This is a genomic window from Hymenobacter lapidarius (genome assembly GCF_001816145.1).
Lineage (GTDB): Bacteria > Bacteroidota > Bacteroidia > Cytophagales > Hymenobacteraceae > Hymenobacter > Hymenobacter lapidarius.
This window is the reverse complement of record NZ_MDZB01000055.1, coordinates 49327-61760: the sequence shown is the minus strand read 5'-3', so window position 1 is coordinate 61760 and position 12434 is coordinate 49327. Positions and strand designations below refer to the sequence as shown.

7 protein-coding genes are annotated in these 12434 nt (G+C 55.8%); 4 read left to right on the top strand and 3 right to left on the bottom strand.

Going from position 1 to position 12434, the window contains the following annotated elements; all coding sequences use genetic code 11:
- Positions 1–13 precede the first annotated feature (13 nt).
- Complete coding sequence (locus BEN47_RS02435; protein ID WP_070724699.1) at positions 14–388, bottom strand: CZB domain-containing protein; 375 nt, start codon at positions 386–388, stop codon at positions 14–16.
- Positions 389–617: 229 nt separating this feature from the next.
- Here BEN47_RS02435 and prfB point away from each other — a divergent pair.
- A protein-coding gene (gene prfB / locus BEN47_RS02430; protein WP_125921458.1) for a peptide chain release factor 2 occupies positions 618–1695 on the top strand; the annotation gives its coding sequence in 2 pieces (ribosomal slippage) (positions 618–677 and positions 679–1695; 1077 coding nt in all).
- 65 nt (positions 1696–1760) lie between these two features.
- On the opposite strand, the gene BEN47_RS02425 is transcribed toward prfB, so the two are convergent.
- On the bottom strand, positions 1761–3086 hold the full coding sequence (locus BEN47_RS02425; protein WP_070724695.1) for a RagB/SusD family nutrient uptake outer membrane protein: 1326 nt from the start codon (positions 3084–3086) through the stop codon (positions 1761–1763).
- An 83-nt stretch (positions 3087–3169) separates the two neighbouring features.
- On the bottom strand, positions 3170–6148 hold the full coding sequence (locus tag BEN47_RS02420) for a SusC/RagA family TonB-linked outer membrane protein (RefSeq protein WP_070724693.1): 2979 nt from the start codon (positions 6146–6148) through the stop codon (positions 3170–3172).
- A 1106-nt stretch (positions 6149–7254) separates the two neighbouring features.
- Here BEN47_RS02420 and BEN47_RS02415 point away from each other — a divergent pair.
- From BEN47_RS02415 to BEN47_RS02405, 3 genes are all read left to right on the top strand, one after another.
- Entirely contained in the window at positions 7255–10422 is a 3168-nt protein-coding gene (locus tag BEN47_RS02415) for a SusC/RagA family TonB-linked outer membrane protein (RefSeq protein ID WP_070724690.1), read from the top strand.
- A 20-nt stretch (positions 10423–10442) separates the two neighbouring features.
- A complete protein-coding gene (locus BEN47_RS02410; RefSeq protein WP_070724689.1) occupies positions 10443–11903 on the top strand; it encodes a SusD/RagB family nutrient-binding outer membrane lipoprotein in 1461 nt (486 codons plus the stop codon).
- Between the two features lie 73 nt (positions 11904–11976).
- Positions 11977–12423, top strand: a complete 447-nt coding sequence (locus BEN47_RS02405) for a hypothetical protein (protein ID WP_070724687.1) — start codon at positions 11977–11979, stop codon at positions 12421–12423.
- Positions 12424–12434: the final 11 nt, after the last annotated feature.

Sequence of the window (12434 nt, the reverse complement as noted above, 5' to 3'; positions counted from 1 at the left end):
CACCGTGCTTTTTTTAGGCCTCCCTACGCAGCTTGGCCCCTATGGTTCGAAGCAGGCTCGCCATCTCATCCGAAATAACCCGCAGCGGCTCTATGCCCGCCATGGCGGCTTCTTCCAGACCGGCCCGCTGCATGTCCATCAGGCGGTTGGCCTCCTTGTGGATAAGCTTGTGCTGCTGGTCGAAGAGCCGGGATTCGGGCAGGTGAGCATAAGGCCCACCGCCCCGCATGCGTTCGGCAATCCACATGCCCAGGCTGCACTGCTCGGGGTCGCGCAGGGGCCCTTCTACGCCGCCGTTGCCAAACAGAAACGAGCGCAGCTTGCTCTTGAAATGCACGTGCTTTATGTGGGCCGACTCAAAGTCGCGCTTCATTTCTTCGTTCGTCATACGCAACGCTACTTCCCCAGAACATTACTTCTGGCCAGCATATTCTTATGCGGTGGTGGTTGAAAACGAACCAGCCGTACCTGCTCACAAAGGTCGCAAATTACGCTCCCATTGTACCGTCCCCGATGGCACGAGCCAGAAATAGGTACTTTCGTGCTTTCGACAACCCAATGGGCGCGGCCGTGTGGCCCCCGCGGCATCCTGGCCGCCCCTTCACCTATCCCCCACCATGACCCAAGACCAGATAAAGGACTTGAAGGGCCGCGCCGAGGCCCTGAGGAGGTATCTTTGACTACGATGCCCGCAAAGAACAAATAGCCGCCGCCGAGGCGCAAACCACCGCCCCCGGCTTCTGGGACGACTCGAAAGCCGCCGAAGCCACGCTACGCGAGGTGAAGGCCATCAAGACCTGGACCGACGACTACGAGGCCGTGCAGCATGCCCTGGCCGATACCGAGGTGCTCTATGACTTCTACAAAGAGGGCGACGTGCCGGAAGCTGAAATGCTGGCCGACTACGACGCCAGCATGAAGAAGGTGGAAGAGCTGGAGTTCAAGCGCATGCTCTCCGATGAGGAAGACCAGCTGTCGGCCATCATCGACATTAACCCCGGTGCCGGGGGCACCGAAAGCCAGGACTGGGCCGAAATGCTCATGCGCATGTACATTATGTGGGCCGAAAGCCACGGCTTTGGCGTGCGCCAAATCAGCTACCAGCCGGGCGAGGGCGCGGGCATCAAGTCCGCGTCGTTGGAAATCGACGGTGATTTTGCCTACGGCTACCTCAAAAGCGAGATTGGCGTGCACCGGCTGGTGCGCATGTCGCCGTTCGACAGCAGTGGCCGGCGCCACACGTCGTTCGCGTCGGTGTTTGCCTACCCGGTCATTGATGACACCATCACCATCGACATCAACCCGGCCGATATCTCCTGGGATACCTTCCGGGCCGGTGGCGCCGGTGGGCAGAACGTGAACAAGGTAGAAACCGCCGTGCGCCTCACTCACGCGCCGTCCGGCATCATCATTGCCGTGCAAATTGAGCGCAGCCAGCTCATGAACAAGGAGCACGCTCTGCGCATGCTCAAGTCGCGCCTCTATCAAATCGAGATGGACAAGCGCCACGCCGAACGCGACAAGGTAGAAGCCACCAAAAAGCGCATCGACTTCGGGTCGCAGATTCGCAACTACGTGCTGCACCCTTACAAGCTCATCAAGGACCTGCGCACGGGCATCGAGCGCACCGACGTGCAGAACGTGCTCGACGGCGACCTGGACGAGTACATCAAGGGCTTCTTGATGCGGAGCTAGGGATTAATACCATAAAAAAGCCCTTCGTACATACGAAGGGCTTTTTTTATGGTATTAATCCCAGCTTAAGGGTTGGCAACGTCCCACTGCACTTCAGCGAAGGGAAGGGGCAATTGCTTGAGCACGCTGGTTTTCTTACCATCGGAAGTCGTCTCGGGAGTAATATCTCCCAAACGGTTCAGACGACGCAGGTCGACCCACCGCTGGCCTTCATAGAAGAGCGAATAGCGGCGGTGGTAGAGAATCTCATTCAGGAGTTTAGCATCCGAATCAGCAATAGTAACAGGGGCTACTTTGTAGAAATTGGCCAAGACATTGATGGCCTCTACTGCCTTAGCCTTGTTGGCAGTGTTGAGGTAAGCTTCGGCAGCAATCAGGATGAGTTCCTCGTTCTTGATAACCGGAATCGGAGCCGTGTTGCTGGCATAGATAGCGGGCTCGAACTCCGAACTCAAACCCGTGGTAGCGCGCAAGTCACGCTTGCGGACTTTGCTTATGCGGGTGTCGGTGGGGCGGATGTCCGTAACAAACGAAGGGTGCGCTACTACTACGGTAGAACCTTTGCTGTTGGGAACCTGGAAGAGGGAATTAAACACATCGGGGTTAGCGCCGCCGTAGTTGAACAAGGGGCCCGCCGTGGGTGCAGCTGTTAGGCTGAAAAAGCTGGCCTGCACAGCTGCCAATGCCTCTGTGTACTTGTTGGTGCGAATCGCCGTCCGGGCAGCCAGTGCACGGTTGAAGCGCAGCATGGTTGCAGGGGTGTTGAAGTTGGCAAAGCCGGAAGGAACCGGAAATGGCAACGTGGTACCCGCTTTCGCGAACTGGGTAGCAGCCAGGTCAAGCTTGTCTTTGATGGCAGCCACCACCTGCGGGTAGGGCAGTATCTTGCCCGGCTTCAGCGGGTCAGACACGTCAACACGCAGGCCGTTCTCGTACTGCAAATCCGACAAAACCAGCATTGCATAAGCTTCGGCCGTGTTGGCGAAGCCCAGGTAAGCATTCCGCTGCTCCTCGGTAATCTGGGGGCTGTTGCCAGCTGCGTCAGCCAGCGTACGGGCAGAGCGACGAGCCGAAGAGTAAGAGCCGAAGTAACCGCTCAAGAAGTTGGCATTGTCGATGGGGGTGATGCCCAACAGCTCGGTCACATAGCGGTTATCCGAAGTTGAAAGCACATAGATTTCCCGGCCTATCACGCCCGGCACTTGGTAGGCCAGCAGGATGCCCTGGCCGGTACCACTACCGTTGGTACGCAGGTCGGAGAAAATACCCGTAGCCAGAAAGTCCAGCTGCGACTTGGTAGGGTTGGCCAGGAAAGCCGACCTATCCGGAAAGTTGGGGTCCGATACATCTTCCAGTTCGAAAAAACTGCAAGAGCCCAAGGAAAGCACCATACCGCCTAGGCATAGGGCTTTGGTTAAGTATTTATACATCTTTATATATGAAATGAAGCGAGGAATGAGATGCCAAGGAAGGATTAAAAATCCAGGGCCAAGTGGAAGAACATACGACGGGCGCTGGGAAAAGCCGCCAAGTCAATGTTACCTCCTACCGGACGGCTACCGAAAGCCGATACTTCGGGGTCATAGCCTCCTTTATAAGGCGTTATGAGGAAGAGATTGTTCCCGGAAACGCCAATTTTAACGCGCTCCAGTGCCCGGCCAAAGGTTTCACCCAGAGCTGCCTTTTGGAACGTGTAATACAGCGACACCTCACGCAGCTTCATGTAGCTGGCGTTTTGAATAAAACCGCCAGTCTCTTGGTTGTAACGGCGCTCACCGAGCGTGGTCAAGGTGCCATCGGGGGCAGTCTGAGGGTCGTTGCTGAAATCCTTCGTTGTACCCCCTTCGTCGTACAGCAACTGGGTAAGCGTGCTGTTGTAACCGCCTTCTTTCACGTGGATGAGGAAAGAGAAGTCGATGTTTTTCATGATGGTGAAGTTGTTGGCAAACGTCATCTGGAACTTCGGCTGCGACTCCTGGTAAGGAGTCAGCTGGCCGTTGACCAGTGGCGCGCCAAACCAACGGGTAGGCGACTCGTTGAGCTTCAACTGATTGCGGCCGAAGAAGTTGCCGAAGCCAGGACCAACAATCTGGGTGCCCACGTCCAACTTGGTTACTTCCGTGCGGTTCAGCCAGAACTGGGTGCGGTTGTTGTAGCGGAAATTTGGACGGTCGATGGCCGTAACGGCCAAGCCCAATTCAATGCCTTTGTTAACCATGTCGCCGATGGGGAAACCGGTCACGCTGGTAGCACCAGTAGAAGGGGCCAAGGGGCGAGTAAGAATGAGGCCTTTCACATTCTTGCGGTAAACCGTAGCCTCCAGGGTGAGGCGGTTGTTAAAGAAGCCCAAGTCCACGCCGCCTTCTAACTCGGTAGCACGCTCAGGAGCCACTTTGTCGTAGCCGATGAGCGTGGAGTTGCGCAGGCCCAGACGGTTGTCAATGCTCACGCTCAACAAGCGGCTGAAGTAGTCACCAAAACCAGCTGCTCCACCGGTTTCGCCATACGCAGCGCGCACTTTGAACTGGCTCACTTTGTCAATCGTCCAGAAATCAAACTTGGCGATGTTCAAGGCCAACGAAGCCTTGGGGAAATAGTACATCTTGTTCTCATCCGAGTTCAAGGTGCTTTTGTCTGCCCGAACACCTAATGCTGCAATCACCTTGTCGTCGAAGTTGGCTTCCTGCTGAACGAAGTAGCCAATGTCGGTTACCCGCGTGAAAGCCTGCCCCAGGGTTTGAATCTTGGCAAGCGCAGGGTTGCGGGTGCCTGGAATCAGGCCTTCGCCCTGGGTGAAAGAGCCATCAAAGTTTTGCGACAACCGCACGAAACCAGCCTGCGATGTCAAACCAACTTTTCCCAGCTGGTGCTGAAGCACGAGAATGGTGTTCAGGTTGGTGTTGAGCTGCCGATTTTTAGAATAGCGAGACGCTCCTGGATTGGCATTGGCGCGCTGGGACTGCAAATCGTCGGGCAGGTAAAGCTCCTGTTCCGTCAGGGTGTAGTCCACACCTCCCTGCACGTTCAACCGCAACGTGGTGAGGTCGTTGCGCAGGAGGTAGTAGTTCAGCGTTCCCGTCTGAATGAAACGGTTGGTCTTTTCATCGTTTACGGCCCGGTCACGGATGGCCAGTGGGCTTTCTCCACCGTACTCGTTGTCGGGATACACGCCGTTCACGGGAAACAGGTTCGCGTAGCTCGGCAGGTACGGCAGCGCGTAGCTCACCGAAGCGTCGTTGTTAGCGTTGTTGGTGAAACCCCGCTGGTTGGACGCATTGGTGTAGTTGGTCTGCGTTCCAATTTCCAGGTTTTTGCTAATGTCTGAATTGATGTTGGCCCGAATGGAGCTGCGGCGGAAACCCAGATTTTTTACAATGCTGCCTTCGTCGGCGTTGGAGCCTGAGATGTAGTAACGAATCTTATCGCTGCCGCCCGAAACGTTGAGGTTCGTATTGCTCAGGAAACCAGTGTTGCCGAATATCTCATCTTCGTAGTCGTAAATCTGCCCGGCAGCCTGTGCGGCATTCAAGCGTGCAATTTCACCGGCCACGGTGCCCGTACCACGCAGGCGGCCAAAGTTGCGGATTTTGTTTTCGGTCCAGTCCTCCTGGCCCAAGCGACGCAGAATGGTCGTCACGCCCACGTCTTGGCGGAAGCCAACCTGGGTACGACCCGTTTTGCCACGCTTGGTGGTAATGATGATAACACCGTTGTTGGCACGCGTACCGTAGATAGCCGCCGCCGAAGAACCCTTCAGTACTTCGATTGACTCAATGTCATCGGGGTTGATGTCCGACATGCGGTTGGTTGCACCGTCCTGACGGCTGCCGCCGGCTGCCGTAAAGGCACTGGCACCACGCCCGGAGTCATAAGAAGAGTTGTTGGCATACACACCATCAATAATGTAGAGAGGCTCTGTGCTGTTCGAAATCGAGGATGGCCCCCGCAGCTGCACCGAAATACCTCCACCTGGCGCACCACTGTTCTGGGTGATAACGGCTCCGGACAACTTGCCATACATGGCAGCGTCTACCGTCGCGGGGCGGGTGTTGCCAACAAGTTCGGCAGCCGAGATGGAAGCCACGTTGTTAGCGGAATTGGAGCGGGCAACGCTCGTGCCCAGGCCGGTTACAACCACTTCGTCCAGGTTACGCGCCTCAACTGCGAGGGAAACGTCGACCGTGGCGGTGGAGGTGATATCGCGCTCCGTGGTTTTGTACCCAATGGAGCTGAACTGAAGGGTAGTGGTGGCAGTTGGCACGGAGAGCGTGAACTGACCATCAGCGTTGGTAGCGGTACCAATCTTAGTGCCTTTGGCGAGTACCGTTACACCGGGTACGCCCGAACCATTGGCACCGTCAGTGACCCTTCCGGATACGGACTTGTCTTGGGCAACCGCCTGCTGCAACAGGCAAGTCATCAGGAAGACGACCATGAAAAAAAAGTGTTTCATGTAAGAATAGAAGTGGTGAGTGAAAAAGTGAAGGTGGGAAAAAAGAAAAAAGTGACTTTAAAGGGTCAATGTAGCGGCAAGGTATTACAAGTTTATTTGTTAATCCAACAATGATGTAAGCGTATTGTACAACTCCTGGGGCAATCTGAATCGAGCAATACCCGTCCTAGACTGCTTGCGCTGTTGAACCAAGACCTCATACTCGCTAGAAAATGCAACTCCTATTTAATGTCGGTTGACGGCCAACACAATGAAAGGAGTGGGCGCCCTATCTCTACAACCTCCTTCGCGCACCCTTCAGCATAGATTATCAGAAACGAAGTCTTCACCAGTCCGGACCTTTTCAATTCTACAGGCCAACTACTTCACTTCAGGTAAAAGCCGCACCAAAGCACTTGTTGCAGCCCAATCGCCATCAAGGATTTCCTGGGAGTAGCTTGCAACTGTATTCCTTGGCAATAATCCCGGAGTGGGCTACCCTTGCCAGGTTCAATGGACAGCGGGTAGTAACGACACAAGGATTGAGCTAACCCGTCGGTAAGACCAACAACCACGGTGCTTCCAAGCATTTGTGACAGGATGCCTTCTTTATTAACAACCAGCCTCCCTTCCCCTACACGCCTTTGTAACCGATTGGCAAGTTGTGGCGCATCCTCCACAACCAGGCACTGGGGTTGCGGCAATGGATTAAAACGCTTTGGATACTTGGCAAACCTTATTTTCAAGCCCCAGCAACATTGACGGTTCTTGGGCTTCAAACAACGGCTTCGAGATGGCCAGGCAGGCAATATCCTGCATTCCCCTAGGTTTATGCAAGCGGGTGGCCACCTAATGGCTAAATATTCCTCGTCACGCCGTCACGGCCCCGCGCATTTAGCAAGCTGAGGCCTAGCAAACTGTTATTCTGCAGTTAAGCATCGCCCATAAAAGCATCAGAGGGTGTAAATTGGACATTCAGAATGTGTAGACTTGCCTGCTTTTTTCGAATTTATTGCGTTTAGGACTACGTAAAATCAACATTTAGCTTACAGTGTGGCCTACGTTCCCTATTTTTGAGAAGTAAAGTCGATACTTCTTTTTTTTTCTTTCACCCATTTTTTTACTCCATGAAAAAAATTCTATTCATGAGCTTAGTGCTCATGTTTACTTTCCTCCAGGGGGCTTTGGCGCAGACAAGGACCATTTCGGGGCGAGTAACCGACCAAAAAACCGGTGATGGCCTACCCGGCGTGACCATCCTGGAAAAGGGTACCACCAACGGGGTATCCAGTAACGCAGATGGCTCGTTTACCCTGACGGTGCCTGCTACCGGGGGGTCATTGGTAATCAGCTCGGTTGGCATGGCCACGCAGGAGCGGCCCATTGGCGCCGAATCGCAGTTCGCTATTGCGTTGGCCCAGGACGCCAAACAACTAAGCGAAGTGGTGGTAACGGCCTTCGGCCGTGAGCAGGAGAAAAAAGCGGTGGGTTTCTCGGTTTCCGAGGTAAAGAACCAGGAGCTGACTCAAGCCCGTGCCACCAACATCTCCAACTCGCTGACGGCCAAAGTTGCCGGCGTGCGCGTGCAGGGTGCCAGCGGCATGGTGGGCGCTTCGTCCAGCATCTTCATTCGCGGCATGACCACGTTCACCGGCAGCAACCAGCCGCTGTTCGTGGTTGACGGTATTCCGATTGACAACGGCGGCGGCGGAAACGCGCTGCAAAACGGTGTGGCCAACTCGAACCGTGCCATCGACATCAACCAAGACGACGTGGAAAGCATTTCGGTGCTGAAAGGTCCGGCTGCTGCCGTGCTCTACGGCTCACGGGCTGCTTCGGGCGCTATCCTGATTACCACCAAGAAAGGCGCTACGCTGGGCACCAAGAAGCAAAGCGTTTCGGTGAGCTCCAACTACAACATCGTGAAGGTGGGCCGCCTGCCCGAATACCAGAACACCTACGGCCAGGGCAACTTGGGGCAGTTCAATCCCCTGAGCAACGGCTCGTGGGGTCCCCTCGTGACGGGCCAGACGGTGAAGAACTTCCGCGGCGAAGACGAAGTGCTGACCATTCAGCCCGACAACGTAAAGGACGTCTTCAAAACCGGCTCCAACTTCCAGAACAACATCGCCCTGTCGGGGGCAACCGAAAAGACTCGCTACTACGCTGCTTATGGCAACCTCAACGAGACGGGCATTCTGGACAACAACGAGCTGCAGCGCAATACGCTTACCTTCAACGGTACCGCTCAGCTCACCGAGAAGCTGCGGTCGGGAGTGAACATGGTGTACACCAACAACCGCTCGCAGCGTACGCCCCAGGGCAACGCCTTGGTGAACCCGTTCTTCCGTACGTACTTCCTGCCCCGCACCTTCGACCTGAAGCGCTACCCCTTTGAACTGCCCAACGGTGGCCAGCAGGGAGCCGCCGTGTTTGGCATTCGTCCCGACAACACATGGTACAGCAACGATGACAACCCTTTGTGGACCATCAAAAACAACACCTACAAAGACCAGATTAACCGCATTGTAGGCAATGCCAGCATTGGTTACGACTTCACGGACTGGCTGTCGGTTGACTACAAAATCGGTACGGACACCTACAACCAAATCATCAAATCGGTGAACGCCCGCGACAGCCGTGGTTCGAACATTGCCGGCGGAGCCGGTGGCGCAGTGGGCAACATTCTCGACCAATCGTTCAGCCGCACTGAGACCAGCTCTTACCTGAACCTGACCTTGAAGCGCAACATCACCGAGGACTTCGGGGTGCGCCTGCTGGTGGGTAACGAAATCAACCAGCGTGCTTCGACTAACATCGGCATCGTGGGCACCGATATTCAGGTGCGTGGCTTCGATAACATCACCAACACCAAAACCTTCCAGCCTTTCGCTACTACCAATAAACGTCGTTTGGTAGGCTTCTACGGTGACTTGCAGCTGTCTTTCCGCGAGTTTGCCTTTTTGGGCCTCACGGGCCGGAATGACTACTCGTCCACCTTCGGCAAGAGCAAGCGCAGCTACTTCTACCCCGGTGTTTCGACCAGCATTGTGCTCAGCGACGCGCTGCCCACGCTGAAGGAAAGCACCTTCATCAACTTGGTGAAACTGCGTGCCGCCGCGGCAACCGTAGGCCGCGAGGCTGATCCGTATTCAACCGACACGTATTTCGCCTCCACCAACACGCCGGCCGACGGCTTCGGCCCCTTCTTGAACTTCCCTTTTCGTGGGCAGTTGGGTCAGTCGCTGGACAACGTAGGCGGCAACGCCAATCTGGGTCCTGAGTTCACGACCAGCTACGAGGTGGGCACGGACTTGCGGTTGTTTGGTGGTCGCGTGGCTTTGGAAGCCACGTACTACGAGCAGAAAAGCAAGGACATCATTTTCGCGGTGCCCGTAGCCGCAGCTTCGGGCTTTACCAATGCTTTCCAGAACATCGGCAGGTCGGAGGCTAAGGGCGTTGAGCTCATGATTAGCACCATTCCGGTCAAGCTGAGCAACTTCACCTACAGCAACTCGTTCAACTTCTCGCGGGTACGCAACAAGGTATTGGAGCTGGCTCCCGGCGTAACTCAAATCACCCTTGGTGGTTTTGTAACGCCTAGCACCCGTTTGATTGCCGGCCAGCCTTACGGCGTCATTTTCGGCAGCGTGTTCCAGCGCGAAAGCGTAGACGACAAAGGACGCCCCCAAGGACGTCTTTTGCTTACGGACAGAGGCCGCGCCGTATTGGCCTCCGATAACCAGATTATAGGCGACCCCAACCCAGATTGGACGGGTGGCCTCACCAACAACTTCACCTTCAAAGGCCTGACCCTGAGTACCTTGCTCGATATTCGTTATGGTGGCGACATCATTTCGCGTAACGTCAGCGACGTTCGCCGCCAGGGTGCGGCTGTTGAGACCGGCAACCGCGATAAGACTTACATCATTGATGGTGTAATTCGCAATCCTGACGGCTCGTTCCGTCCCAACAACGTACAGATTACGGCTGAGAACTATTTCGACGACCTGTATGGTTTTGGCCGTGCTGAGTTTGTGGTGTTTGACGGCTCGTGGGTTCGCCTGCGCGAATTGGCCCTGACGTATGCATTGCCAAAAACGCTGACCGATAGAACTTTCCTGGGTGGTGTAGAGTTGGGCCTGAACGCCCGCAACGTATTCCTCTACGCCCCGAACATCCCGCACATTGACCCCGAAGTAAACGCTCAGGGCCAAAGCAACTCGCAAGGCCTGGAGTTCAACGCCCTGCCCCAGTCGCGCACCTACGGCGGTTCGATTCGGCTCACTTTCTAATTTCTACTTTCTTCTATATCATGAAAGTTCATAACCGGACCACTTCGTTCGCACTGGTAGCAAGCCTGCTTGCCCTGAGCTCGTGCGACAAATTCTTAGATATTAACCAGAACCCTAACGCGGTTCTGGAAGCACCGGCCGCCAACGTTCTGGTAGCTGGCCAGGCGCACCTTGGCTTTCTGATGGGGTCGGACCTGCACCGCTACAGCGCGCTCATCGCCCAGCAGTTTGCCGGGCAGGGCGGCTCGGGCATTCAGACGGCCGAATATGACCGCTACAACATTACGGCCACCGACCTCAACAACGCGTGGCGGGGCGGCATCTACGGTGGGGCCCAGGCCGACCTGCAGAAGCTGATAGACCAGTCTCAAGCTACCAGTCCTGCCTACTCGGGTGTGGCCAAGATTATGCAGGGCTTCTTGTTTTCCGTGACCACGGATGCGTTTGGCGACATTCCATTTACGGAAGCGCTCAAATTCGACCAGAACTTGCAGCCTAAGTACGATGCTTCGGCTGATGTATACACCGGCATTATCGCGCTGATTAATTCGGGCATCGAGGACCTGAAGAAGACTTCGACCTTCAAACCGGCTTCCGACGACCTTATTTACGCCGGCGACTTAGCCAAGTGGGAGAAGTTTGCCAACACGCTGAAGCTGCGCTTGTACCTGCACTCCTTCCCCAAGTTGTCTAAAACGTCCAATGCAAGCTTCGCGGCCGTTTTGGCAGCGGGCCCGGTGATGGCCAGCAATGCAGACAATTTCCAAATGGACTTCCAAGCCGCGGCAAACGCGAACAACCCTATCGACCAGTTCGAGAAGTCGCGCCCCAGCACGTTCTTCCCCAGCGCCACGCTGGTGACGTTGATGAACGCCAAAGCCGACCCTCGTCGCGCCACCTTCCTGACTCCCTTCCCAGCAGGTAGCACTACCTACGTAGGGGCTCAAAACGGAACCGGCGCTGCCGGTGCTCCCAACATTAGCTTTTCGCGCATGGGCACCTACCTGCGAGGCACTCGCACGGGCACGGGCATCAACGACTACAGCGGCGAGGCACCCATCCGGATGCTTACCTTCGCTGAGCATAACTTCATTCTGGCCGAGTACTATGCCCGCACCGGCAACCTGACCCTCGCCCGGACGTCGTTCAACGCTGGCATCACGGCCTCGATGACTTCGGCCAACGTAGCTGCTGCCGACATCACCGCCTACATCGCGGCCCGCCCGGTGTTTACGGCCGGCAACGCCATTCAGCAGATTATTGAAGAGAAGTTCATTGCTAACTTCGGTGTAGCGGTAGAGCCCTGGACGGACTACCGGCGCACGGGCTTCCCGGTGCTGCCGCTGCCCGTGGGTGCCCTGCAGCCCCAGATACTGCGCGTACTCCCCTACCCCGACCTGGAGCGCGTTGCTAACCCCGGCAACACGCCAGCCCGGCCCGACCTGACGGCTCCTACCGTTTTCTGGGACCCCGGCCGCTAGCCGATAATTTCCGGAGGCGGGAAAGCCTGGCTGCCGCCTCCGGATTTTTTTCTCCTTTTTAATTTTCCTGTTTATGAAAAAAAGCTCTTTAAACCTGTTGTTTTTGCTGCTGGCCTTGTTCACCCTGGCCAGCTGCGAAAAAGATGAGCCCAATCTCAATGTTGGTCCCAAAATGAACATTGTGTTCGATGATGCCATCGATAAAACCACTGCCGACTATAAAATAGGCAGCACCCTGACGCTGAAGATTAGCGCCCCGGGCGCCAGCACGGTGAGCATCGTAACGAACTACACCACGGGCACGGTCAGAACTGCCAATCTGGGCACCTTCCCGGTGACCAATGGCGTGGCCACGGTAACCATCCCCGCCAATAGCCTGCGCGCTTCTGCCGACGGGGCTCCCGTGGGTGCTACAGCTACCGCTTCGACGCGTCCGGCCAACACCTACACCCTCACCGTAGACGCCACCGGCAACGGTGTAACCGAGCGGCGTTTCTTTACCGCAGTGCTTGTTCAATAGTTTTCGTTTAG

Bases quoted from the DNA above. Each gene is read 5' to 3' on its own strand.
- BEN47_RS02435 (WP_070724699.1), bottom strand. From the start codon at position 388: ATGACGAACGAAGAAATGAAGCGCGACTTTGAGTCGGCCCACATAAAG.
- BEN47_RS02425 (WP_070724695.1), bottom strand. From the start codon at position 3,086: ATGGTGCTTTCCTTGGGCTCTTGCAGTTTTTTCGAACTGGAAGATGTA.
- BEN47_RS02420 (WP_070724693.1), bottom strand. From the start codon at position 6,148: ATGAAACACTTTTTTTTCATGGTCGTCTTCCTGATGACTTGCCTGTTG.
- BEN47_RS02415 (WP_070724690.1), top strand. From the start codon at position 7,255: ATGAAAAAAATTCTATTCATGAGCTTAGTGCTCATGTTTACTTTCCTC.
- BEN47_RS02410 (WP_070724689.1), top strand. From the start codon at position 10,443: ATGAAAGTTCATAACCGGACCACTTCGTTCGCACTGGTAGCAAGCCTG.
- BEN47_RS02405 (WP_070724687.1), top strand. From the start codon at position 11,977: ATGAAAAAAAGCTCTTTAAACCTGTTGTTTTTGCTGCTGGCCTTGTTC.